The sequence below is a fragment of the Pseudomonas poae genome, assembly GCF_001439785.1.
Classification (GTDB): domain Bacteria; phylum Pseudomonadota; class Gammaproteobacteria; order Pseudomonadales; family Pseudomonadaceae; genus Aquipseudomonas; species Aquipseudomonas poae.
The window spans coordinates 54,415-78,372 of record NZ_JYLI01000002.1; the positions used below are offsets into that span (position 1 = coordinate 54,415).

Consider the following 23,958-nt stretch of genomic DNA (forward strand, 5'->3'; position numbering starts at 1 on the left):
GGTCAACGAGCATGCCCGGGCCTGATGAGTCGCCATAAGCTTGTGCTCTGCCTTGCTGGCGTTATGCTGCTTGGCAACCGAATGTGAGGAATGAATTGTGAAAGCGTGGACCCTGTTGATGCTGGCTCTGATCTTGCCGATGGCGGCTCAGGCCGAAGAAGCCAAGGAAGGTGAGGCGCCGAAGGTCAATTATATCAGCCTGACCCCGCCGTTCGTGGGCAACTATGGCCTGGATGGCACGGCGAAACTCAAAGTGTTCAAAGCCGATATCGCCCTGCGCGTCACCGGTACCGAAGCGGCTGCGGCGGTCAAGGCCAATGACCCGCTGATCCGTAACCAGCTGGTGGCGCTGTTTACCCAACAGACCAGCGAAGCCATGAGCACCGTCGAAGGCAAAGAAAAACTGCGTCAGGAAGCCCTGAAGCAAACCCAGCAGGTCATGAGCGATGAGACCGGCAAGCCGATGGTGGAAGACCTGTTGTTCAACAACCTGATCATTCAGTAACCGGCGACACCTCCCATATCTTCAGCAAGGCTGCGGTAAAAGCGGGCTCCAGTACCCGGTTGCCATGGCCACTGAGGTGGTTGGAGTCAAAGAACAGCGGTTTGGCGTTGTCGTCGTAGGCCGAGCAGGTGGGGCCGGCGCATAACAGCGGCAACGGATCCCAGGTATGCAAGGCCGGATAACGCGCCTCCAGTTGTTGCAACAATTGCATCTGCGGCGCGCGCAGCCGCTCAAGCTGATCGCGCGCCATTGTCAGTCCCGGCGCACACACCGGATTCATGCGGTTGAACCAGTCAGAGCAACGATTGGGCGCCGCCTTGAACACAGGTTTGGGGGCGTCGATCAGGATGTTGAGTTGTGCCGCCTGCAGGCGTTTCAACAATCGCTCGGCATCGGTTCGCGCCGCTTCCATGTTCTCGTCAGTCAGCTCTTTCAGTGCCTCCTCTATCACTGCCGATTCACCTTTGCGCCACGGGCGGTCGGTGAGTTCGGGCATGCGCAGGGAGGCCAGGAACACCACATCACCCGGCTTGGCGCGGGCCTTGATCTGCTTGAGCTGGGCTTCGCGCGATGCGGCGCAGCGCGCAGGGTCCGGCCCGATCAGGCTGGCGACAGCGCAACCCCCCTGTTCATACTCCACCACCGTCACCCCGAGCTTGAGTGAGACCAGCTTCAACAGGGTGCGGTAGGCCGCCGTATGCGAGTCTCCCATCACGAACAGCTGCCGTTCCCGCAGACGCGGGTCATCGAGGGTTTCAAAGTCTTCCTGTGGATAATGTTTGTAGGCATACCAGGTGTAACTGTCGCGGGTCTGGCTGAGTGACAGGGTCGATGCATTCGTCGACACCCACTGCGCCCCCAGCCAAAGCAGCCCGGTGACGCCCGCGACACTGGCAATCGCACGCCATGCCTGGCGTTGCACCACAGAGCGGCCGGTGCGAATCGGCATCTCGATCCAGTGGTAGGACGCTGCCGCCAGCGCGAGTACCAATACCGGGTAAAGCAGTTGTACCGCAAGCAGCTCGAGTCCGGTGGTCCAGCGCAGGAACACCGCGACCGGCCAATGCCACAGGTACAGCGAATACGACAGTCGACCGAGGTAGGTCACCACCCGGTTTTGCAGCAGGCGTTGCAGTGCACTGGGTGGTTGGTCGGCTTGCAGCACGATCCCTGCGAGCATCGAGAGCGCGCCCATAACGCTGACCACCGCCCAGGGGAACGGGAATCGGCCAGGGTTGGCGAACAGCAAGCCGACGATGACCAAACCCAGCCCTGCGGCCAGCATGGCAGGCGCCCATCGGTTGAAGCGCGGCGCCGTGCCGATGAGCTGGAACAGCAGCGCCCCCGAAGCCAGTTCCCAGAACCGCCCGGGCAGCAGGTAGAACGCCGACAGCGGCGCGGCATCGACCTGATAGGCGCCGACGATCAGCGAAGCAACGGCCATCAACGGCAGCACGGCCCAGGTGATCGCAGCGCTTTTGCGGTAGCGCAACCAGAGAAAGAACAATGCCGGAAAGATCACGTAGAACTGTTCTTCGACCCCCAGCGACCAGGTGTGCAGGTAAGGGTTGAGCTCGGCAGAGGGTGAGAAATAGGTGTCGGTATTCCAGGCCAGCACGAAGTTGCTCAAGCCAAAGAAGGCCGCGAGGCCTGTGCTGTCGATCAGTTCGCTGAGCCAGAACTGTGGCATGAACATCGCCGACAGCATGAAACTCACAGAGAGTACCGCCAGCAACGCCGGCATGATGCGCAGCAGGCGGCGGCGGTAGAAGTCTTTCAGGTACGCGCCCAGGGGCAGGTCACGGTGCTCCCACAGGGATTGGCTGATCACGTAGCCGGAGATGACGAAGAACAGATCGACGCCGGTGAACCCGCCGGGCAGCAGGCCGAGAAAATCCAGATGGAAAATGATCACGCTGAGCACGGCGATGGCGCGCATGCCGTCGATAGCGGGCAAGTAGGCACGGGTAGAACGCGTCACGGAATCTTCCTTCCTGGATAACGGGGTCGACGATTTTGCCAAACCCTGTTGCCCGCCGCGACTAGCCGTTCGGACAGGTATGCATCCAGGTATTTCGGGCGCTCAGCGTAGCGCCAACACGGCCGCCCATTGCTCGGCCGTGACCGGCATCACCGACAAACGGCTGCCTTTTTGCACCAGCGGCAACTCGGCGAGCGCGGCTTGCTGCTTCAGGTAACCCAGGCCCAGTACGTTGGGAAACGTCTGCACATGCGCCACATTGATCGCGCTCCACGGATTTTTGTCGGCGCTGGCTTTGGCATCGAAGTAGTGGCTTTCTGGCTCCAGTGCGGTCGGATCCGGGTAGGCGGCCCTGACGATGTTGCCGATGCCGGCGATGCCGGGTTCGGGGCAACTGGAGTGGTAAAAAAAGAATTCATCGCCCACGGCCATGGCGCGCAGAAAGTTGCGCGCCTGATAGTTGCGCACCCCGTCCCAGCGGGCTTCGCCGAGTTTTTGCAGGCCATCGATGGAGAGTTCGTCGGGCTCGGATTTCATCAGCCAGTAGGCCATTGTCGGGTTCCTGAAGAAGGTGTGGGGTGAGCTGTCGGGCAATTCCGTGACAAACCGACAGTCGGTTGGCGCCAAGGTTTGCGTGTTGGTTCACGTTACCGCAGAATGCCGGCTTTTAAGCTTGACGCAGCTGCAACGGACTACTTTGGAACGTTGTTGTCATCGTGTACGAGATGCCTGAAGGGGGGCAATCGATGCAACGTAAACCGGATTTACTATGGATTTTGGTGATTTTATTTGGTCTGGGTGTCGTGACCACCGGGTATGCGCAAAGCTTGTGGACGAACAAGACTGATGCGCCGGCTCAACTCTCTCCCGTGCAGCAACAGTACAAGCGTTAATCCTGCTTCAAGGCGCCGCTGATTCCAGTGGCGCTCCTGCGATATACCACTGCCTGTCAGTGACGGTGCCCGCTAATGGCACATCCCAGCTGGCCTGCGCCAGGCGATCAACCTTCTGACATTCATGGGCCAGCCCCAGCAGCGTCGGCTTGCGCCAGTGCTTGCGGCGGGCGAGGTAGGCCAGGCTACGGTCATAGAATCCGCCGCCCATGCCCAGGCGTCCGCCCACATCATCGAACCCCACCAGCGGCAGCAACACCAGGTCCAGCGCCCATACCTTGCGCTGGCGGCGGGCATTCACCCGAGGCTCCAGAATGCGAAAGCGGTTGGGCCGCAATGTTTCCCCGGGACGCACGCGCTGGAACACCATCTTGGTTCGCGGCCAGGCGCTCAGCACCGGCAGGTAGGTGGCCTTGCCCCGGCGCTGGGCCGCACGCAGCAGCAGGCGCGGATCGATTTCACCGTCCGTCGGCAGATACAGGGAAATATGTTTGGCCCGGCGAAACAGCGGGTGCTGTGCCAGTTGTCGATACAGGCCCTGGGCGGCCTGGCGCTGCTCGCTCGGCGTAAGGGCGCGACGGGCCTTGCGCAACATGCGTCGAAGTTGCGGACGGGAAAGCGGCGCAGGTTCGGTCATGGGTTTTCGGCTCATAAAACAATGCCAGTCCGAGGACTGGCATTGAGTTTGGGAATTCAGGCTCCCCGACAGAACCGCTGTCGACTAAGCCCTTGAACCCGAAAGTTCAAGGTGGAAGAAGCAGTAGGCTTTAAGGCTTTCCGTCTAGCGGACATGCACACCAGCCCAACGTGCAACTTCCAGGGTAGTGCGAATCGGCTCCGGGACATCGCCGACTGGCAAGCACGCCAGGGAGTGGGGCGAGTATACCTTAAACAGACTCGGCAATCAGCCCTTGGCTGCGTCCGAATCGCTGGACAGCGCCAGATCGACGCGGTCGAGCAGGTCACGCACCTGCTCGCGGGTCGAGCCGCTGGCCTGTACGTCGGGGCGTTCCTGCTTGTGCAGCAGGTCGTGGGTGATGTTCAGTGCGGCCATCACGGCGATGCGGTCGGCGCCGATCACTTTGCCGCTGCTGCGGATTTCACGCATCTTGCCGTCCAGGTAGCGGGCAGCGCTCACCAGATTGTTGCGCTCCTCCTGGGGGCAGATGATCGAATATTCTTTGTCGAGGATCTGCACGGTAACGCTATTGCTTGAACTCATGAGTCTTGCTCCAGGGCCTTCAGGCGCGAAATCATCGATTCGACCTTACGCCGGGCGATTTCGTTTTTTTCAATGAGGTGAGCGCGTTCCTCGCGCCAGGTCTTTTCCTGAGCTAGTAGGAGTCCGTTTTGACTCTTAAGTTGCTCGACCCGATCAATTAGCAGTTCGAGTCTGGCCATCAGCGCTTGCAGGTCGGTGTCTTCCATTGGGTTCCACTGGATTTGTCTGATGAATGGCAACTGCAGGGTAAACGATCTGACGCCCTCGATAGTCTTGGTACGTCTGCCGGTGCTAGGATACAGCGCTCCATTCTAGACATTGCGCCGTCTGGCGCCTAGCTCACCATGCCTATTCAGAACTCCCCGTACGATGCCTTTTCCAAACTGCTGAGCACCAGCGGCCACCCTTGCTCGCCTGCCGAACTGCATGGCGTGCTGTTGGGGCGCAGTTGCACCGGTGTCGGCTTCGATGCCGACAACTGGCTGGCCGATGTGGCCGAGCTGCTGGAAACCGAACCCACCGACAACGTGCGCAACGCGTTGATCGGCCTGCAAGAGATGGTCAAAGGCGAGCTGACCGGCGATGACGTCACCGTCGTCCTGCTGCTGCCCTCCGACGACGCACCGCTGGCCGACCGCGCCGCTGCGCTGGGCCAATGGTGCCAAGGCTTTCTCCACGGTTTCGGCGTGAACGCCGGCGGTCTGGAGCTGAGCACCGACGCCAAGGAAGTGCTGCAGGACCTCGCCGCCATCTCCCAGGTGCAAGACGCTCTGGAAGAATCCGAAGACGGCGAAGGCGACTACATGGAAGTCATGGAATACCTGCGCGTGGCGCCGCTGCTGCTGTTCACCGAGACCAGAAAGTCCGCTGAGCCCGCCGCACCCAAGCCGTCGTTGCACTAAAAAGGAAGCTCCTCTGCCCATGATCCATATCCCCAAAGCGGAATACACCCGGCGCCGCAAGGCGCTCATGGCGCAGATGGAACCCAACAGCATCGCGATTCTGCCGGCCGCCGCCGTGGCCATTCGTAATCGCGATGTCGAGCACGTGTACCGTCAGGACAGCGATTTCCAGTACCTGAGCGGCTTCCCCGAACCGCAGGCGGTGATCGTGCTGATGCCTGGTCGTCAACACGGCGAGTACGTGCTGTTCTGCCGCGAGCGCAACGCCGAGCGCGAACTGTGGGACGGCCTGCGCGCCGGTACCGAAGGTGCGATCCGCGACTTTGGTGCCGACGACGCTTTCCCCATCACCGATATCGACGACATCCTGCCCGGCCTGATCGAAGGCCGCGACCGGGTCTATTCGGCCATGGGCAGCAATGCCGAGTTCGACCGCCATGTGATGGAGTGGATCAACGTGATCCGCTCCAAAGCCCACCTGGGCGCCCAGCCGCCCAAAGAGTTCGTGGCCCTGGATCATCTGTTACACGACATGCGTCTGTACAAGTCGGCGGCAGAGCTTAAGGTGATGCGCGAGGCCGCACGCATTTCCTGCGCTGCCCATGTGCGGGCGATGCAGGCCAGTCGCGCCGGTCTGCATGAGTTCAGCCTCGAAGCCGAGCTGGATTACGTGTTCCGCCAGGGGGGCGCGAAAATGCCGGCCTACGGCTCCATCGTCGCCGCCGGGCGCAACAGCTGCATCCTGCATTACCAGCAGAATGATGCGCTGCTCAAGGACGGCGACCTGGTGTTGATCGACGCGGGTTGCGAGATCGACTGCTACGCCAGCGACATCACGCGCACCTGGCCGGTCAACGGCAGGTTTTCGGCCGAGCAAAAGGCGATCTATGAGATCGTGCTGGCGTCCCAGGAAGCCGCCTTTGCCGAAATCGCGCCGAACAAACATTGGAACCAGGCCCATGAGGCGACCGTGCGCGTTATCACCGCCGGGCTGGTAAGCCTCGGGCTGCTGCGGGGGGATGTCGACGAGCTGATCGCCAGCGAAGCCTACCGCGCGTTTTACATGCACCGCGCCGGACACTGGCTGGGCATGGACGTGCACGATGTGGGCGAGTACCGGGTCGGAGGTGAATGGCGGGTGCTGGAAGTAGGCATGGTGTTGACCGTGGAGCCGGGTATCTATATTTCTCCGGACAACCAGAACGTGGCAAAGAAATGGCGTGGCATTGGCGTACGCATCGAGGACGACGTGGTAGTGACCAAGAAGGGCTGTGAAATCCTGACCGGCGGCGTGCCCAAGACCGTGGCCGAAATCGAAGCGCTGATGGCGGCTGCCCGATGAGCCGGGTCAACCTGGCCATTGTCGGCGGCGGTCTGGTGGGCGCGAGCCTGGCGCTGGCATTGCAGGCCGGTGCCAAGGCGCGGGGCTGGAAGATCATGCTGGTTGAACCCTTCGCACCGGGCGACAGCTATCAGCCAAGCTACGACGCAAGGTCCTCGGCGCTGTCATTCGGCGCGCGGCAGATCTATCAGCGGCTGGGCGTCTGGCAGGACATTGCCCGCCGCGCCGAGCCGATCAAACAGATCCATGTGTCGGACCGTGGCCGTTTCTCCACCACGCGCCTGTCCGCTCTGGAAGAGGGCGTGCCGGCTCTGGGGTATGTGGTGGAAAACGCCTGGCTCGGCCAGTGCCTGTGGCAGAGCCTGGACAAAGACGTGGTGAGCTGGCGCTGTCCGGCGGAAGTCACGCGCATGGAGCCGTTGCCCGACGGCTACCGCCTGACCCTCAACGATGAAACGGTGCTGACGTGCGACCTCGCCGTGCTGGCCGACGGTGGCCGCTCCAGCCTGCGTGAACAGCTCGGCATCAGCGTCAAAACCCGAGCGTATAACCAGAGTGCGCTGATCGCCAACGTCACCCCGAGCGAGGCCCACAACGGCGAGGCCTTCGAGCGCTTTACCGATGACGGCCCGATGGCCTTGCTGCCGCTGCCGGACAATCGCTGCGCGCTGGTCTGGACCCGCATCGGCATGGACGCCCAGCGCCTGGTCGACCTCGATGAGCGCAGTTTCCTCGGCGAGCTGCAGAGCGTGTTCGGCTACCGCCTGGGCACGTTCAAGCAAGTCGGTGCGCGTCATCTGTACCCGCTGACCCTGGTGGAGGCCGAAGAGCAAGTACGCTCGCACCTGGCGATCCTTGGCAACGCGGCCCATAGCCTGCACCCGATTGCCGGGCAGGGCTTCAACCTGTCCCTGCGCGATGCGGATGCCCTGGCCGACGCCTTGCTGGCCGGTCCGCAAGTGCCGGGCGATCTCGCGACCCTGCAGGGTTATCGCGAGCGTCAACGCGGCGATCAGCAACTGACCGTGGGCTTCTCCGACCAGGTGACGCGCCTGTTTGGCAGCGGTCAGCCGTTGGTGGCATTGGGCCGTAATCTGGGCCTGCTCGGCCTGGACCTGTTGCCGCCGGCCAAACGCTGGTTCGCCCGTCAGGCCATGGGCCTGGGCACGCGCTCGGATGTGTGAGTGAATTCTTTATCGACGATGCCTTGCTTGATCAGGTGCGTCGGCAAAACCCTTTACGTGCGGCGCACGCCGCCAGCGAGGCAGGTTTAAATCATGGACATGCGCGCAGATGTGCTGATTGTCGGGGCCGGAATGGTCGGAAGCGCACTGGCGCTGGCGTTGCAGGGTAGTGGCCTGCAGGTGCTGCTGCTCGATGGCAGCCCGCTGAGCGTCAAACCGTTTGACCCAGACGCGGTTTTCGAGCCTCGGGTGAGTGCCTTGTCGGGTGCCAGCCAGCGCATCCTCGAACGGCTTGGCGTGTGGGATGGCATCGTGGCGCGCCGCGCCAGCCCGTATGGCGAGATGCAGGTGTGGGACGGCAGCGGCACCGGACAGATCCACTTTTCGGCGGCTAGCGTGCACGCCGATGTACTTGGGCATATCGTTGAAAACCGCGTGGTGCAGGACGCCTTGCTCGATCGCCTGCACGACTGCGACCTGGGCCTGCTGGCCAATGCACGCCTGGAGCAGATGCGTCGCTCCGGCGACGAGTGGCTGCTGACCCTGGCCGACGGCCGCAAGCTGCGTACGCCATTGGTGGTGGCCGCCGATGGCGCCAACTCCGCCGTGCGCCGCTTGACCGGCACCCCCACCCGCGAATGGGATTACCTGCACAACGCCATCGTCACCAGCGTGCGTAGCAGCCAGCCGCACCAGCGCACGGCGTGGCAGCGCTTCACCGATACCGGCCCGCTGGCATTTCTGCCGCTGGATCGGGACGGGCAGCAGGATTGGTGCTCGATTGTGTGGTCGACCACGCCGGTTGAGTCCGAACGCTTGATGGCGCTGGATGATGAACACTTCTGCCGTGAGCTGGAGCGCGCGTTCGAAGGACGGCTGGGAACGGTGGTCAGCGCCGACCCGCGTGTGTGTGTGCCTTTACGCCAGCGTCACGCCAAGCGCTATGTGGCCGAAGGCCTGGCACTGATCGGCGACGCGGCCCACGCGATTCATCCGTTGGCGGGGCAGGGCGTGAACCTGGGTTTGCTCGATGCCGCAGTGCTGGCCGAAGTGCTGCTGGGGGCGAGCGAACGCGGTGAGCGCCTGGCCGAGGTGAAAGTGCTGAGCCGCTACGAACGTCGGCGAATGCCACACAACCTGGCGTTGATGGCGGCGATGGAGGGTCTTGAGCGCCTGTTCCAGGCTGATCAACTGCCGTTGCGCTGGTTGCGTAATGCCGGATTGAAGATGGTCAATCAGATGCCCGAAGCCAAGGCTGTGTTCGTGCGCCAGGCGTTGGGGCTGACCGGCGATCTGCCGGAGTTGGCGAAACCCTGACGTTGTCGTGCAACATCTGGTAACGCCTCCGCCAAGCGTTACCAAATGTGAGTCCCTATCATTTGCCCTCTTTTTTGCAAATGAGCGACCGCCCCCATGTCGGCACCCAAGCGCCTCCTGACTGCCCTGGCACTCACCCTGATCGGCTGCAGCAGCGCCCAGGCCGCCGACGAAGTTGTGATCTACTCCTCGCGCATCGACGAACTGATCAAGCCGGTGTTCGATGCCTATACCCAAAAGACCGGCGTGCAGGTGAAGTTCATCACCGACAAGGAAGCCCCGCTGATGCAGCGCATCAAGGCCGAGGGCGAAAATGCCACCGCCGACCTGCTGCTCACCGTCGACGCCGGCAACCTCTGGCAGGCCGAGCACATGGGCATCCTGCAACCGTTCACCTCGGCGGTCATCGACAAAAACATCCCCTTGCAATACCGCTCCTCAGCTCACGCCTGGACCGGCTTGAGCCTGCGTGCGCGGACCATCGCCTATTCCACCGATCGGGTGAAGCCGGGCGATCTGACCACCTACGAAGCCCTTGCCGACAAACAATGGGAAGGCCGCCTGTGCCTGCGCACGGCGAAGAAGGTCTACAACCAATCGCTGACCGCCACCCTGATTGAAACCCACGGCGCGGCCAGGACCGAGGAAATCGTCAAGGGCTGGGTCAACAACCTGTCCACCGACGTGTTTTCTGACGATATTGCGGTGCTGGAGGCGATCAACGCCGGGCAATGCGACGTTGGCATCGTCAACACCTACTACTACGGTCGCTTGCACAAGCAGAAGCCTGAGCTGGCGGTAAAGCTGTTCTGGCCGAACCAGGGCGACCGTGGCGTGCATGTAAACCTGTCGGGCATCGGCCTGACCCACTATGCGCCGCACCCCGAAGCCGCCAAGGCGCTAGTGGAGTGGATGACCACGCCTGAAGCGCAGAAGATCTTTGCCGACGTGAACCAGGAGTTCCCGGCCAACCCGGCGGTGCCACCTTCTGCCGAAGTGGCGACTTGGGGCAAGTTCGTGGCCGATACCTTGCCGGTGGAAGTGGCGGGCAAGCGCCAGGCCGAAGCGATTCGCCTGATGGACCGCGCTGGCTGGAACTAAGTACATCTTCAGGGCACCGCGAATCTAATGTGGTTGTGGTGAATTCAAAGTTATCACTCACCAGAGAGTTTTTCCTTGGCCCACCCCGCCCAACGTCGCTGGTACCTGCCGGTGTTCACCGTCGCCGCTGTGGTGCTATTGCCGCTGAGCGTGCTGTTGCTGTCTTGGCAAAGTGTTGATGCACAAATCTGGGCCCATCTGTGGGATACCCAGATGCCACGCCTGCTGGGCAATACGCTCACACTGGTGCTTGGCGTTGGCGTCGGTGTGACCCTGTTGGGCGTCAGCCTGGCCTGGCTGACCAGCCTCTGCGAGTTCCCCGGACGGCGCTGGCTCGATTGGGCATTGATGCTGCCTTTCGCGATTCCGGCGTATGTACTGGCCTTCGTCTTTGTCGGCCTGCTGGATTTTGCAGGTCCGGTGCAGAGCCTGCTGCGCGAAGGGTTCGGCAGCGGCTTGCGCCTGCCGCGCGTGCGCTCCACCGGCGGCGTGATCATCGTGCTGGTGCTGGTGTTCTACCCGTACGTGTATCTGCTTGCGCGCAGCGCATTCCTGGCTCAGGGCAAAGGCCTGATGGAGGCCGCGCGGGTACTCGGGCAATCGCCGTGGCAAGCGTTCTGGCGCGTCGCGTTGCCAATGGCAAGGCCGGCGATCGGCGCGGGCGTGGCGCTGGCATTGATGGAGACCCTGGCGGATTTCGGCGCGGTCTCGGTGTTCAACTTCGATACGTTCACCACCGCGATCTACAAGACCTGGTACGGGTTTTTCAGCCTGTCCAGCGCGGCCCAGCTGGCCAGCCTGTTGCTGCTGGTGGTGATGCTGGTGCTCTACGGCGAGCGGCGTGCCCGAGGCGCCAGCCGGCCCGGCAATGAACGGCCACGGGGCAAGGCGCTGTATCACTTGCGTGGCCTCAAGGCGGCGGCCGCGACGGCCTGGTGTGGTCTGGTGTTCGCTTGTGCCTTTGTGATTCCGATGCTGCAGTTGGTCGTGTGGTTCTGGCAGCGTGGCCGCTTCGATCTGGATGACCGTTACACCGGGCTGATCGTGCACACCCTTTACCTGGGCGGTATCGCGGCGCTTATCACCGTCAGCGTGGCGATGCTGCTGGCGTTCGCCAACCGCCTGGCGCCGACCCGGGCGATTCGCTCCGGCATCAGCCTGGCCAACGTCGGTTATGCGTTGCCGGGGTCGGTGCTGGCGGTGTCGATCATGTTGGCGTTCAGCTATCTGGACCGTGTACTGGTGGTGCCGCTGTCCGGTTGGCTGGGCGGTGCAGGCAAGCCGTTGTTGCTGGGCAGCCTGTCGGCCCTGGTGCTGGCATATCTGGTGCGCTTCCTTGCGGTGGCCTACGGGCCGTTGGAAAACAGCCTGGCGCGTATCCGCCCGTCGTTGCCTGAAGCGGGGCGCAGTCTGGGGGTCAGTGGGCCACGACTGTTTTGCAAAGTGTATCTGCCGCTATTGCTGCCGGGCGCCCTGAGTGCAGCGCTGCTGGTGTTCGTCGATGTGCTCAAGGAAATGCCCGCTACCCTGCTGATGCGCCCGTTTGGCTGGGACACGCTGGCGGTGCGGATCTTTGAAATGACCAGCGAAGGCGAATGGGCACGAGCGTCGCTGCCGGCCTTGACGCTGGTGTGTGTCGGCCTGTTGCCGGTCATTGGCTTGATTCGTCGCTCGGCCCGGCCAATCGGCTAGGTGTCAGTCCTACGGCTTGCGGCTACAATGCGCGGCATTCGGTGCGCGCCGTCTTTCGGATCGGGTCGCTGTGCGTGGCTGCAGACCTTGTAGATAAAGGTGTCCAGCGCATATGGCAAGCCTGCGCATCTTCGCCAAGCCCGGAAGGAGAAACCCATGGGACAGCGTACGCCTCTGTATGACCTGCATCTCGCCCTGGGCGGGAAAATGGTCGATTTTGGCGGTTGGGATATGCCTCTGCACTACGGCTCGCAAGTTGAAGAGCACCATCAGGTGCGACGCGACTGCGGGGTGTTCGATGTATCCCACATGACCGTGATCGATGTCACAGGCCTTCAGGCCAGGGAGTGGCTTCAGCACCTGCTGGCCAATGACGTGGATCGTTTGCATGGCTGCGGCCGTGCGCTTTACAGCGCCATGCTCAATGAGCAGGGCGGCGTGGTGGACGACATGATCGTCTATCGCACCCAAACCGGTTACCGGCTGGTGTTCAACGCCGCCACCCGTGACCAGGACCTGGCCTGGATGCGGCTGCAGCTTGGCGACTATCAGGTGCAACTGCATGAGCGGGCGGAACTGGCGATGCTCGCCATTCAAGGCCCCCATGCCCGGCAGAAAATAGCCGAGCTGGTGACCCAATCCCGCGGCACCCTGATCCACCAGCTCAAGCCCTTTGAAGGCCAGGCCGACGGCGACTGGTTTATCGCCCGCACCGGCTACACCGGCGAGGACGGCCTGGAAATTGTCCTGCCGGCCGAGCAGGCACCGGGTTTTTTCAACGATCTGGTCGGTGCGGGTATTTCCCCCATCGGCCTCGGCGCCCGCGACACCCTGCGCCTGGAAGCGGGCATGAACCTGTATGGTCAGGATATTCATCAGGACGTCTCGCCCCTGGCGGCCAACATGGCCTGGAGCATCGCCTGGGAACCGGCCGAACGCGACTTCATCGGGCGCGCGGCGCTGGAGGCCGAACTGGCGGCGGGCGTGCAGTTCAAGCTGGTGGGTTTGGTACTGGAGGAACGCGGCGTTTTACGCGCTCATCAGGTGGTTCGTATCGCCAATGTTGGCGAAGGAGAGATCACCAGTGGTAGTTTCTCCCCTACGCTGAGCAAATCCATTGCTTTGGCGCGGGTACCGACGGCGACGGCTGACCGGGCCGAGGTGGAGATCCGCGGCAAGTGGTACCCGGTTCGAGTGGTCAAGCCGACCTTCGTGCGCCATGGCAAGACACTGATCTAACTATTTCCGGCAGGCCATTTGGCCGCTGACATTACTTCTAGAGGGCACAGAATATGAGCAATATCCCTGCCGAACTGCGTTTTGCCGAAAGTCACGAATGGGCCCGTCTGGAAGCCGACGGCACGGTGACCGTCGGGATTTCCGATCACGCTCAGGAAGCGCTGGGGGACGTGGTGTTCGTTGAGTTGGCCGAAGTGGGCGCCACGTTCGAAGCCGAAGGGCAGGCGGGGGTGGTTGAGTCGGTGAAGGCCGCCTCGGATATCTACGCGCCAGTTGCTGGCGAAGTGATCGCTGTGAACGAAGAGCTCAGTGGCAGCCCAGAGTTGCTGAACTCCGATCCTTACGGTGCGTGGATCTTCAAGCTCAAGCCAAGTAACCCGGCTGACCTGGATAAACTGCTGGACGCCGCAGGCTACAAGGCCGCTATTGGCGAGTAAACGCAAAGCGTTGAAACAGCACACATCAATGTGGGAGCTGGCTTGCCTGCGATGCAGACACCTCGGTGTATGAGTTACACCGCAGTGATGTCATCGCGGGCAAGCCAGCTCCCACACTTGGTTGAGATGAGCCGGATTTTTCAGCCGGCTTTCAGTACCGCCTTTACCGCCGCTACCGATCGCTCCACATCCGCCTCGGTCATCGCCGTAAACATCGGCAACGACACAATCAAACGTCCCACCTTTTCCGCCACCGGGAACATGCCCTCCTTGAAACCCTGCGCCCGATAAAGGCTCAGCAGGTGGATCGGCGGGTAGTGGTAACCGATGCCGACGCCATGGGTCTGCATCTGCTCCATGAACGTAGCGCGGGCGGGCAGGCCGTCCTGGCGTTCCGGCAACACCAGTTGAAACAGGTGCCAGTTGCTGTTTTCGAAGTCCGCCGGCGGTAATTGCGCGCCGTAGGTCTGTTCAAAATCTCTGCCGAAACACTGGAAGTAGTGGCGCGCCAGATGCTGGCGGTGGGCGGTAATTTTTTCGATATGGGCGAACTGGCCCAGGCCAATGGCAGCAGCGATATCGGTCATGTTGAACTTGCCGCCCAACACATCCACGTCCAGGCCGTCAAAGCCGGTGCGGGTAACCCCCTGCAAACGGTACTTTTCTGCCAGGCGGGCTTCCTCGGCGTTGTTCAATACCAGGCAACCGCCCTCGGACGAGGTGATGTTCTTGTTCGCCTGAAAACTGAAGGAAACGAAATCGCCGGTGGCGCCAATTCGCTCGCCATCCCAACTGGAGCCCAGAGCCTGGGCGGCATCCTCGATGATGCGCAGGTTGTACTTGTTGGCCAGCGCGTAAAGCATCGGCATATCCAACGGTAAACCGGCCAGGTACACCGGGATGATGGCCTTTGTTCGCGGGGTAATGGCCGCTTCGACTTGCGTCAGATCGATATTGCGCGTGACCGGGTCGATATCGGCAAACACCGGCGTGGCGCCCACCTCAAGGATCACGTTCGCCGTGGCGACCCACGAGATGGGTGTGGTAATCACCTCATCACCCGGCCCGATACCGGCGATGCGCAAGGCAATCTCCATGGTGCAGGTGCCCGAGTTGAAGGTGCGCACCGGGCGCCCGCCAAAGTATTCCGACAGCTGTGCTTCGAATGCCTGCACTTTCGGCCCGCTGGTGATCCAGCCGGAGCGCAGCACATCGCCAACCGCCGAGATGGTGGCTTCATCGATGGTGGGTTTGGAAAACGGCAGGAAGGGCTGTTGGCTCATGACGAGGAAGGCATCCGTTTCAGAGTGGCGACGAATAAAAGGCTGTGAGTGCCCGGCATGGTTGCACGGTTCGACTGAATATAGCCTGTCGCTGGTGAACGAATTGTCATCTGGCAGGCAAAAAAATGCCGCTTGAAAAAGCGGCATTTTTTGGAGCGGCTATCACTCGGTGACGGCATTCTTCGCGAGAATGGCGTTGGCCAGTTGCATGTCCGTGGCCTGCAGGCCAGGGTTGTCGGCGCGGACTTTCTGCATGGCGGCTTCCAGGTAAGGGCCGCGAATACCGCCGTCGCTGGCAACGAAGCTGCCGGCGTCGTCTTGAGCGGCGACCACCATCTTGTGGTCCTTGAAGGTCAGGTACGTCGAGCCGGTCGTGGCGCCCGACGAGATGACATTGCGCCAGAAGCTGTCGGCCATGGCTGAACCGACGGGGAGGGATAGCACAGCGAGGGTTGCGACAGCATATTTAAGACGCATGGTAGGTGACTCCGGTGGTTGTCTGTTGGGTTTGATTGTAATCAGACCGATCGAGTTCAATCATGACTAAACAGTTTCAACTTTCAGTACCACGCCATCCTGGCCGATCACCCGTACTTGAGCGCCTGCAGGCGTATCCGGACCGGTCACCATCCATACACCGTCGCTGACTTTCACCTTGCCTCGGCCATCCACGATGGCTTGATGCACAACAAAGGTGCGGCCGATCAGCTCCGAGCCTCGCTCGTTCAGACCTGGTTGATCGCTGGCCTTGGCGCTGCTGCGCTGGCGCTTCCACCAATACACCGCCGTTAGAATCGACAACAGGGCGAACAGCAGCAGTTGCCACTCCAGCCCCAGCGACGGCACCACGAACTTGATCACGCCCACCACAGCGGCCGCGATGCCCATCCACAGCAGATACCCGCCGGCCCCGAATACCTCGAGAATCAACAACACGGTACCCAGTGCCAGCCAGTCCCAAAACGATAGATGCTGAAGGAATTCCCACATGGTGATGGCCTCAGCCTTTCTTGTTGTCGAAAGTCGCCTTGACGATCTCGCCGATACCACCGACAGCGCCGATCACCTGGCTGGCTTCCAGCGGCATGAGAATGACCTTGCTGTTGTTGGCCGAAGCCAGCTTGCCCAGGGCGTCGATGTACTTTTGCGCGACAAAGTAGTTGACCGCCTGCACGTTGCCCGACGCGATTGCCTCTGACACCACCTGCGTGGCTCGAGCTTCCGCTTCGGCCTGACGCTCACGGGCTTCAGACTCCAGGAATGCGGCCTGTCGGCTACCCTCGGCCTCGAGGATCTGCGCCTGCTTCTTGCCCTCTGCGGTCAGGATCGCCGAGGCGCGCAGGCCTTCGGCTTCGAGAATCTGTGCGCGCTTGATCCGCTCGGCCTTCATCTGCCCGGACATGGCGGCCATCAGGTCTGCCGGCGGGCTGATGTCCTTGATTTCGATCCGCGTGATCTTGATGCCCCACGGCGCCGTGGCTTCGTCGACAGTGCGCAGCAGCTTTTCGTTGATGCCGTCACGCTGGCTGAGCATGGCATCCAGTTCCATGGAACCGAGCACGGTACGGATATTGGTTTGCAGCAGGTTGCGTATCGCGTGTTCGAGGTTGTTGACCTCGTAGGCTGCCTGGGCGGTGTTCACCACCTGGAAGAAACACACGGCATCGATCTGCACGGTGGCGTTGTCGGCGGTGATCACTTCCTGGGGCGGGATATCCAGCACGCTTTCCATCACGTTGATCTTGCGACCGATGCGGTCCATGACCGGAATGATGATATTGAGGCCAGGCTTGAGGGTGTTGGTGTAGCGGCCAAAACGTTCGACCGTCCACTGGTAGCCTTGGGGCACCACCTTGAATCCCATGAAGAGAATGGCGATGGCCAAACCCACGAAAAGAAGCAGTACGGTTCCGATCTGCATTGCGATTCCCTATCTGATGGTGTCAGTGAAACGACGTTCGGCCGATTGTAACGGTGTTGCCACCGATAAAGACGGTTTCATTGTCCGACAATCAAAGCATTTGTTTCTGAATCTGCAGGGGTGACCCGCAACACCTCGGCCAGCGTGGTCAGCCCGGCCTGTACTTTCAGCAATCCGGCCATCCGCAGGCTGTGCATGTTTTGCCGCAGCGCCGCCTGGCGTAAGATCTGCACATCGGTGCCGGGCGTGATCAGCGCCTTGAGCGTCTCATCCATCACCATGATTTCGAAGACGCCGGCCCGGCCGCGGTAACCGCTGTCGCGACACTCTGCGCACCCCGCAGCCTCGCAGGTAGCGCCCGTAACACGCTTGCAGCTGGGACACAGCAGGCGTACCAGACGCTGGGCCATCACCCCCAACAAGGTGGCCTTGATCAAATAGTGAGCAATTCCCAGCTCCTGCAAGCGGCTGATGGCGCTGGGCGCATCGTTGGTGTGCAGGGTCGACAGCACAAGGTGTCCGGTAAGCGCGGCCTGGATCGCCATTTCGGCGGTTTCCTGGTCGCGTATCTCGCCGATCATGATGATGTCCGGGTCCTGGCGCAGCAGGGCGCGGATACCGCTGGCGAAGGTCAGGTCGATGTTGTGTTGTACCTGCATCTGGTTGAACGCCGGTTCGACCATTTCGACCGGGTCCTCCACGGTGCACAGGTTGACCTCTCGGGTCGCCAGTCGCTTGAGCGTGGTGTAGAGGGTGCTGGTCTTGCCGGAACCGGTTGGGCCGGTGACCAGGATGATGCCATGGGCCTGGCGGGTCATGGCGTGCCAGCGCTGCTGGTCTTCGGGCGACAGGCCGAGTTGGTCGAAGTCCTTGAGCAGCACCTGGGGGTCGAAAATCCGCATGACCAGTTTCTCGCCAAAAGCCGTTGGCAAGGTCGACAGGCGCAATTCCACCTCGGCGCCGGCGGGGCTTCTGGTCTTGAGGCGGCCGTCCTGAGGTTTGCGTTTTTCCGCCACGTTCATCCGGCCCAGGCTTTTCAGACGGCTGACCACGGCCATCGTGACCTGAGGCGGGAATTGATAGACATCATGCAGCAGGCCATCAATGCGAAAGCGTACGCGGCCCTGGTCCCGACAAGGTTCGATATGAATATCGCTGGCACGTTGGCCAAAGGCGTACTGCAGCAGCCAGTCGACGATCGTGACGATATGCGCGTCGTTGGCATCCGGCTCCTGATCGCCGCCGCCGAGGTTGAGCAGTTCGATATTGGCAGGCGACGCGATGTTCTGATCAGCACCGCGAACCGACTTCGCCAGGCGGTAAAACTCGCCCATGCAATGCTCAATTGCCTGGGGGTTGGCCACCACACGCTTTATCGAACGTTTGAGCACCTGCGCCAGGCCTGCTTCCCACTCGGTGACATAGGGCTGGGCGCTGGCGACGGTGACGGTCTGCGCATCCACAGCCACCGCGAGGATCGCGTGACGCTGGGCGAATGCATGGGACATCAGCGGTACCACCGTCGCCACGTCGATCTTCAGCGGGTCGATGCGCAGATAAGGTTGTCCGGCCTCTTGGGCGAGCCATTGCGTGAGCGCTTCAAGGTCGGGCCCCTGGGCCGCGATGAGCTCCAGCGGATGCCGGTGGCCAGCGGGCAATGTCGACAGGCGCTGCGCGACGTCGGCTGCGACCAGACCGGCCTTCACCAGGGGCGGCAGTAGCGAATTCAAGTGCAAGCGGTGATCTACGGACATGCAGGTTTACCTGGCAAAAGCGAACGTATATCCAGGCTAGTCAGCGGCGCCGTTTCTTCCTCATTGCGTGTATTTCAGCCTTTTACCGGGCGGCGGCCAGCAGGTCCTGGGGCCTTGCGGCATCAACCTGATGCACTTGCAGCGTACAGACGCTGATCAGGTTTCGAATCTTTTCACCGATGACCTGGGCGCGGTGCCAGCTCAGTCCGTCGATCACGATATCCAGAGTCAGCAGGTCCGCTTTGCGGTCCATCCGCACCTGGCTTGGGGTGAGCAACTGCAACGCGAAATAATTGAGCACCCGGCATAGCACATCCGGTTCCGCCTCGGCGACGATCTGATAGTGCGCCTGACAGTGGGCGCTGCTGACGGCCCACGCATCGACGCGGGTCACAGGGCAGACGGTTTCGACAATATGCATGCGGGATCTCCAGATTCGACTGAAGAAATTTTTACATGCGCTACGGGAGATTTCTTATCTAGAATAGGCTCGATTTTGGTATTTAAGACTCATTCAATTCGAGCATACGACTATTTAAGGTATTTATATGCGCAGTGAGCTGGACGTCTACGATCGCCGTATCCTTGCCCTTCTGCAGGAGGACGCCTCACTCTCCAGCGCGCAGATCGCCGAGCAGGTCGGGTTGTCGCAGTCCCCGTGCTGGCGGCGCATTCAACGCCTCAAGGACGAAGGCGTGATTCGCGGCCAGGTCACTTTGCTGGATCGCAAGAAGATCGGCCTCGACACGCAGATCTTCGCCGAGGTCAAACTCAACGCCCACGGGCGCTCGAACTTCACGGAGTTCACCGAAGCGATTCGTGGGTTTCCCGAAGTGCTGGAGTGTTATGTGCTGATGGGGGCGGTGGATTTTCTGCTGCGCATCGTCGCGTCGGATATCGAGGCGTACGAACGGTTTTTCTTCGACAAGTTGTCGATGGTGCCGGGGATTCAGGAGGTGAATTCGATTGTGGCGTTGTCCGAGATCAAGTCCACTACCAGCCTGCCCGTGTTGCGTTGAAACCTTTGGGAGCGAGCGAGCCCGCTCCCACCGGTTAACCGTGAATTACAGACGCAGCAACGTCTTCCACGCGCGGTTCTGATACACCGCAATCGCCTGATGCATCCGCGCATCCAGCGACTCATCGGTGATCGGCTGGTTAGCCAGTTGCACCAGCTTGTTCAGCTCGCCGTACAAGCGGTCCAGCTCGGCGATGTCCACTACCTGACGCGCATGGTGCAGCCAGGCCTGGATGCGCTCGATGCGCGGCAGTTGCTCGGCCAGGTCTTCGGGTTGCTGCTGGTAGCGCGGCAGTTGCAGGGCGACGGCATCGTCGGCCAGCAGGCGCGGCAGCCAGTTGGTGAGTTGCGCTGCGCCCTGACGGTTGCCGCGCACGGTGCGCTCGGCGGTCCAGGTGCGGGCCAGCAGCCAGCGCGAGGTGTTCAAGGAGAACAGGCCCCAGCGCACGTCTTCGAGTTCTTCGGCGAACTGCCCCGGTGCGGCTTTGCGAATGTCTTCGTCGTCGTCACCGGCCTGGACCAGCGGGCGCCAGTCCTCGAGCAGGGCGTCGAGTGCGCTGCGCAGTTCGCTGGTGGACTGGCGCGGTGCCGCCTGACCGAGGCTGCCGATCAGGGCGCGCAATTCGCCGAGGTGATCGACCCAGTCCTGCAACAGGCGCCAATGGCCGTTGAACCGGTATTGCTCGGCCAGACGCTGGCTGCTGCCGAGCAAGTGCCACATGATCGCGGCGAAGGCGTCGTCCAGCGGCATTTCGGCGTGGATCTGCGGTGCCGGCAAGCTCAGGGAGTAGCTGCCGGCGTCGTACAGGCGGTAGCCGCGCTCGGCTTTGCTGATATCGCACGGCATCAGTGCCAGGGTGGCGGCCAGCTCGGCGGCGAGTTCCAGCAAGGCTGCCGGTTCGCCTTCGCGCAGTTCCAGTTCCAGTTCGCAGATTTCTTCTTTCTGCTTGCCGACCACCACATGGCCGAGGTCCAGCGCGGCTTCGATCACCACCTTGGCCTTGCCACGGCCCCAGGCGATTTCGGCGCGCTCGCGCACAAAATCGGTGGTGAAGATCGGCTTGAGGGTCTTTTTGTCCAGATCGGTCAGTTGCTCGGGCCAGCATTCGCCGTCGAGTTTCTTCACGTCGAGCTTGGCTTTGGCCAGGTTCCAGTTGTACTCGTTGCGTTCCGACAGGCCGGCGATGCTTTGGCCGCGGGTCTTGAGGGTCTGGATAATCTCGTCACCGTCCTTGCGCAGGCGCAGGGCAACCTTGGCCTGGGCCAGGTCGCGCTCGGGGGTGTCGAAATACTGGTTCATCAACTCACGGCGTTCCCAGCCATTTTTGTTGCGTTTTTTCAGTAGCGGGTGCTCGCGCAGCGCAGCGAGGGTTTCGCGGCTGACGCGGAGCTTGATTTCGGTTTCTTTCTGCATGGCCGGAAAATCCAGGATCGGGAGCGCAGCCGGGGAAAAGAGTGGCTGCCAAGGCCGTGCAGTGTACAGGACTGAGCCCGGCAACGCGCCGCAACGGTTTATTGTGCCGTGCAGATGGCTCTATAGTGGGGTTCATCCGGGAAGTCGAGAGGCCGCGCATGCCATTACCTACCCTCAAAGAGCAATTCGCCGCGCTGATTGCCGCGCCATCGGTCAGTTGCACGCAAGCGTCCCTGGACCAGACCAACCGCCCGGTGATCGATCTGCTCGCTGCTTGGCTGGGCGATCTGGGCTTTGCCATCGACATCCAGCAGGTCAGCCCCGGCAAGTTCAACCTGCTGGCCACATTCGGCAGCGGGCCCGGCGGGCTGGTGCTGGCCGGGCACAGCGACACGGTGCCGTATGACGCCGCCTTGTGGCAGACCGATCCGCTCAAGCTGACGGAAGTCGACGGCCGTTGGGTAGGATTGGGCAGTTGCGACATGAAAGGTTTTTTCGCCCTTGCCATCGAAGCGGTGTTGCCGCTGCTCGACCAGCCGTTCAAACAGCCATTGTTGATTCTCGCCACCTGCGATGAAGAGAGTTCCATGTCCGGCGCGCGGGCGCTGGCCGAAGCAGGCCGTCCGCTGGGCCGCGCGGCGGTGATCGGCGAGCCGACCGGCCTCAGGCCAATCCGCCTGCACAAGGGTGTGATGATGGAACGCATCGACATCCTTGGCCGCAGCGGCCATTCGTCAGACCCAAGTCTGGGCCACAGCGCCCTCGAAGCCATGCACGATGCCATCGGCGAACTGCGCGGCCTGCGTCTGGCCTGGCAGCGCGAATACCGCAACCCGCAGTTCAGCGTGCCGCAGCCCACCCTTAACCTGGGCTGCATTCACGGCGGCGACAACCCCAACCGCATCTGCGGCCAGTGCTCCCTTGAGTTCGACCTGCGCCCCTTGCCGGGCATGGACCCTGAGGTGCTGCGTGCCGCTATTCGGCAGAAACTCCAACCTCTGGCCGAGCGCCATCACGTCAAGATCGACTACGCGCCGCTGTTTCCCGAGGTGCCGCCTTTCGAGCAGGCCGAGGACGCCGAACTGGTACGGGTTGCGGAGCGTTTGACCGGCCATCGTGCCGAAGCAGTGGCGTTTGGCACCGAAGCGCCTTATCTTCAGCGCCTTGGTTGTGAAACCCTGGTGCTCGGCCCTGGCGATATCGCCTGTGCACACCAGCCCGGCGAGTACCTCGAAATGTCACGCTTGACGCCTACAGTGCGGTTATTGCGCGAACTGATCGAACATTACTGCCTGAAACCTGCATAAATTAACCCCTGCCTGTACGTCCATAGAAGGAGAGTGAGCGTGTCGCCAAGCCTGTTCCGACGATAACCATCAGCCCGCCGTGCGCTTTCACGATCCTTCCTTTTTCGGCTGCTTTTTATTACAGGCCCAGGTGTTATGCCCGAATACGTCAATTGGCTTCGTCACGCTTCCCCTTACATCAACGCCCACCGCGACTGCACTTTTGTGGTCATGTTGCCTGGCGACGGTGTGGACCACCCCAACTTCGGCAATATCGTCCACGACCTGGTGCTGCTGCACAGCCTGGGTGTGCGACTGGTGCTGGTGCACGGCTCGCGCCCGCAAATTGAAACCCGCCTCGCGGCGCGTGGCCTTACGTCGGCTTACCACGAGGGGATGCGCATCACCGACGCCGCCACCCTGGAATGTGTGATCGACGCGGTGGGGCACCTGCGCATCGCCATCGAAGCACGCCTGTCCATGGACATGGCCTCATCGCCCATGCAGGGCTCGCGCCTGCGTGTGGCCAGTGGCAATCTGGTCACCGCGCGCCCCATCGGTGTTCTTGAAGGCGTGGACTATCACCATACCGGCGAAGTGCGCCGGGTCGACCGCAAGGGCATCAATCGTCTGCTTGATGAGCGCTCCATCGTGCTGCTGTCGCCGCTGGGGTACTCGCCCACCGGCGAGATCTTCAACCTGGCCTGCGAAGACGTGGCCACCCGCGCCGCCATTGACCTGGCCGCCGACAAACTGCTGCTGTTTGGCGCCGACCTCGGGCTGATCGACGAAAATGGCCGTCTGGTACGTGAGTTGCGCCCGCAACAAGTGCCGGCGCACCTGCAACGCCTGGGTAACAACTATCAGGCCGAGCTGCTCGACGCCGCAGCCCAGGCCTGTCGTGGTGGCGTGGGGCGCAGCCATATTGTGAGCTACGCGGAAGACGGCGCCTTGCTCACCGAATTGTTTACCCGCGACGGCGGCGGCACGCTGGTGGCCCAGGAGCAATTCGAGCTGGTACGCGAGGCGGCAATTGAAGACGTCGGCGGTTTGCTCGACCTGATCAGCCCGCTGGAAGAGCAGGGCATCCTGGTACGCCGTTCGCGGGAAGTGCTGGAGCGCGAGATCGAGCAGTTCAGCGTGGTGGAACGCGAAGGCATGATCATCGCCTGCGCGGCGCTGTACCAGATCGCCGATTCCGACGCGGGTGAGCTGGCCTGCCTGGCCGTAAACCCGGAATACCGTCATGGCGCACGCGGTGATGTGTTGCTCGAGCGTATCGAGGGCCGTGCCAGGGCCCAGGGCTTGAAGACCTTGTTCGTGCTTACCACGCGTACTGCGCACTGGTTCCGCGAGCGCGGCTTTGAGCCCAGCAGCGTAGATCGCCTGCCTTCGGCGCGGGCGTCGCTGTACAACTACCAGCGCAACTCCAAGATTTTCGAAAAGGCGCTGTAAAAGACAGTACAA

At 61.9% G+C, this 23,958-nt stretch carries 25 protein-coding genes and 1 other RNA gene; 13 read left to right on the plus strand and 13 right to left on the minus strand.

The window, feature by feature from the left end:
- Positions 1 to 97: 97 nt before the first annotated feature.
- Positions 98 to 505, plus strand: a complete 408-nt coding sequence (locus TU75_RS01880) for a flagellar basal body-associated protein FliL (RefSeq protein ID WP_060548055.1) — start codon at positions 98 to 100, stop codon at positions 503 to 505.
- Here the strand turns inward: TU75_RS01880 and TU75_RS01885 are convergent.
- Together TU75_RS01885 and TU75_RS01890 are read right to left on the minus strand one after the other, a co-directional pair.
- A complete protein-coding gene (locus TU75_RS01885; protein WP_060548056.1) occupies positions 495 to 2,486 on the minus strand; it encodes an acyltransferase family protein in 1,992 nt (663 codons plus the stop codon). The two genes, TU75_RS01880 and TU75_RS01885, sit on opposite strands and share 11 nt — an antisense overlap.
- Before the next feature lie 102 nt (positions 2,487 to 2,588).
- Positions 2,589 to 3,038 (minus strand): EVE domain-containing protein, encoded by a 450-nt coding sequence (locus tag TU75_RS01890; RefSeq protein ID WP_060548057.1) that lies wholly within the window; start codon positions 3,036 to 3,038, stop codon positions 2,589 to 2,591.
- Positions 3,039 to 3,232: 194 nt separating this feature from the next.
- Between TU75_RS01890 and TU75_RS27610 the strand changes: the two genes are divergently transcribed.
- On the plus strand, positions 3,233 to 3,379 hold the full coding sequence (locus TU75_RS27610; RefSeq protein WP_163001020.1) for a hypothetical protein: 147 nt from the start codon (positions 3,233 to 3,235) through the stop codon (positions 3,377 to 3,379).
- Positions 3,380 to 3,386: 7 nt separating this feature from the next.
- Here the strand turns inward: TU75_RS27610 and TU75_RS01895 are convergent, their stop codons facing one another.
- The 4 genes from TU75_RS01895 to TU75_RS01910 form a co-directional block, all read right to left on the minus strand.
- On the minus strand, positions 3,387 to 4,016 hold the full coding sequence (locus tag TU75_RS01895; RefSeq protein ID WP_003234810.1) for a 5-formyltetrahydrofolate cyclo-ligase: 630 nt from the start codon (positions 4,014 to 4,016) through the stop codon (positions 3,387 to 3,389).
- A 58-nt stretch (positions 4,017 to 4,074) separates the two neighbouring features.
- A non-coding RNA gene (gene ssrS, locus TU75_RS01900) (6S RNA) lies at positions 4,075 to 4,253 on the minus strand.
- Positions 4,254 to 4,283: 30 nt separating this feature from the next.
- Positions 4,284 to 4,601: a cell division protein ZapA gene (locus TU75_RS01905; protein ID WP_003234809.1), complete on the minus strand. Its 318-nt coding sequence runs from the start codon at positions 4,599 to 4,601 to the stop codon at positions 4,284 to 4,286.
- Positions 4,598 to 4,807: a TIGR02449 family protein gene (locus TU75_RS01910; protein WP_003177365.1), complete on the minus strand. Its 210-nt coding sequence runs from the start codon at positions 4,805 to 4,807 to the stop codon at positions 4,598 to 4,600. Before TU75_RS01910 ends, TU75_RS01905 begins: the two co-directional genes overlap by 4 nt.
- Before the next feature lie 138 nt (positions 4,808 to 4,945).
- Between TU75_RS01910 and TU75_RS01915 the strand changes: the two genes are divergently transcribed.
- From TU75_RS01915 to gcvH, 8 genes are all read left to right on the plus strand, one after another.
- The gene (locus tag TU75_RS01915; RefSeq protein ID WP_003234806.1) at positions 4,946 to 5,503 is read left to right on the plus strand and encodes a YecA/YgfB family protein; all 558 of its coding nucleotides are present in this window, start codon (positions 4,946 to 4,948) and stop codon (positions 5,501 to 5,503) included.
- Between the two features lie 19 nt (positions 5,504 to 5,522).
- Positions 5,523 to 6,845 carry a Xaa-Pro aminopeptidase gene (gene pepP, locus TU75_RS01920; RefSeq protein ID WP_003234805.1) on the plus strand — a complete coding sequence of 441 codons (1,323 nt, stop codon included), beginning with the start codon at positions 5,523 to 5,525 and terminating at the stop codon, positions 6,843 to 6,845.
- Entirely contained in the window at positions 6,842 to 8,029 is a 1,188-nt protein-coding gene (ubiH, locus tag TU75_RS01925; protein WP_060548058.1) for a 2-octaprenyl-6-methoxyphenyl hydroxylase, read from the plus strand. The genes pepP and ubiH overlap by 4 nt, the downstream gene beginning before the upstream one ends.
- A 99-nt stretch (positions 8,030 to 8,128) precedes the next feature.
- Positions 8,129 to 9,346: a 2-octaprenyl-3-methyl-6-methoxy-1,4-benzoquinol hydroxylase gene (locus tag TU75_RS01930; protein ID WP_169794338.1), complete on the plus strand. Its 1,218-nt coding sequence runs from the start codon at positions 8,129 to 8,131 to the stop codon at positions 9,344 to 9,346.
- Between the two features lie 96 nt (positions 9,347 to 9,442).
- On the plus strand, positions 9,443 to 10,447 hold the full coding sequence (locus TU75_RS01935; protein WP_060548060.1) for an extracellular solute-binding protein: 1,005 nt from the start codon (positions 9,443 to 9,445) through the stop codon (positions 10,445 to 10,447).
- Positions 10,448 to 10,522: 75 nt separating this feature from the next.
- Positions 10,523 to 12,139: an ABC transporter permease gene (locus TU75_RS01940; RefSeq protein WP_060548061.1), complete on the plus strand. Its 1,617-nt coding sequence runs from the start codon at positions 10,523 to 10,525 to the stop codon at positions 12,137 to 12,139.
- A 156-nt stretch (positions 12,140 to 12,295) separates the two neighbouring features.
- On the plus strand, positions 12,296 to 13,378 hold the full coding sequence (gcvT, locus tag TU75_RS01945; protein WP_060548062.1) for a glycine cleavage system aminomethyltransferase GcvT: 1,083 nt from the start codon (positions 12,296 to 12,298) through the stop codon (positions 13,376 to 13,378).
- A gap of 53 nt (positions 13,379 to 13,431) precedes the next feature.
- Positions 13,432 to 13,815, plus strand: a complete 384-nt coding sequence (gene gcvH, locus TU75_RS01950; protein WP_003234794.1) for a glycine cleavage system protein GcvH — start codon at positions 13,432 to 13,434, stop codon at positions 13,813 to 13,815.
- A gap of 140 nt (positions 13,816 to 13,955) precedes the next feature.
- On the opposite strand, the gene TU75_RS01955 is transcribed toward gcvH, so the two are convergent.
- From TU75_RS01955 to TU75_RS01980, 6 genes are all read right to left on the minus strand, one after another.
- Positions 13,956 to 15,098, minus strand: a complete 1,143-nt coding sequence (locus tag TU75_RS01955; RefSeq protein ID WP_060548063.1) for a DegT/DnrJ/EryC1/StrS family aminotransferase — start codon at positions 15,096 to 15,098, stop codon at positions 13,956 to 13,958.
- Between the two features lie 162 nt (positions 15,099 to 15,260).
- Complete coding sequence (locus tag TU75_RS01960; RefSeq protein ID WP_003234790.1) at positions 15,261 to 15,575, minus strand: DUF2388 domain-containing protein; 315 nt, start codon at positions 15,573 to 15,575, stop codon at positions 15,261 to 15,263.
- A gap of 66 nt (positions 15,576 to 15,641) precedes the next feature.
- Positions 15,642 to 16,088, minus strand: a complete 447-nt coding sequence (locus tag TU75_RS01965; protein ID WP_060548064.1) for an NfeD family protein — start codon at positions 16,086 to 16,088, stop codon at positions 15,642 to 15,644.
- Between the two features lie 10 nt (positions 16,089 to 16,098).
- Positions 16,099 to 17,019, minus strand: a complete 921-nt coding sequence (locus TU75_RS01970) for an SPFH domain-containing protein (protein WP_003176797.1) — start codon at positions 17,017 to 17,019, stop codon at positions 16,099 to 16,101.
- Positions 17,020 to 17,096: 77 nt separating this feature from the next.
- The gene (locus tag TU75_RS01975; protein WP_060548065.1) at positions 17,097 to 18,773 is read right to left on the minus strand and encodes a GspE/PulE family protein; all 1,677 of its coding nucleotides are present in this window, start codon (positions 18,771 to 18,773) and stop codon (positions 17,097 to 17,099) included.
- A gap of 82 nt (positions 18,774 to 18,855) precedes the next feature.
- Positions 18,856 to 19,194, minus strand: a complete 339-nt coding sequence (locus TU75_RS01980) for a hypothetical protein (protein ID WP_003234784.1) — start codon at positions 19,192 to 19,194, stop codon at positions 18,856 to 18,858.
- Between the two features lie 127 nt (positions 19,195 to 19,321).
- Between TU75_RS01980 and TU75_RS01985 the strand changes: the two genes are divergently transcribed.
- Positions 19,322 to 19,792 carry an Lrp/AsnC family transcriptional regulator gene (locus tag TU75_RS01985; RefSeq protein ID WP_003234782.1) on the plus strand — a complete coding sequence of 157 codons (471 nt, stop codon included), beginning with the start codon at positions 19,322 to 19,324 and terminating at the stop codon, positions 19,790 to 19,792.
- 45 nt (positions 19,793 to 19,837) lie between these two features.
- Here the strand turns inward: TU75_RS01985 and TU75_RS01990 are convergent, their stop codons facing one another.
- Complete coding sequence (locus TU75_RS01990) at positions 19,838 to 21,205, minus strand: CYTH domain-containing protein (RefSeq protein ID WP_060548066.1); 1,368 nt, start codon at positions 21,203 to 21,205, stop codon at positions 19,838 to 19,840.
- A 158-nt stretch (positions 21,206 to 21,363) separates the two neighbouring features.
- Between TU75_RS01990 and argE the strand changes: the two genes are divergently transcribed.
- A complete protein-coding gene (argE, locus tag TU75_RS01995) occupies positions 21,364 to 22,512 on the plus strand; it encodes an acetylornithine deacetylase (protein ID WP_003234778.1) in 1,149 nt (382 codons plus the stop codon).
- Positions 22,513 to 22,647: 135 nt separating this feature from the next.
- Entirely contained in the window at positions 22,648 to 23,946 is a 1,299-nt protein-coding gene (argA, locus tag TU75_RS02000; protein ID WP_015373252.1) for an amino-acid N-acetyltransferase, read from the plus strand.
- The last annotated feature ends 12 nt before the right edge of the window (positions 23,947 to 23,958 follow it).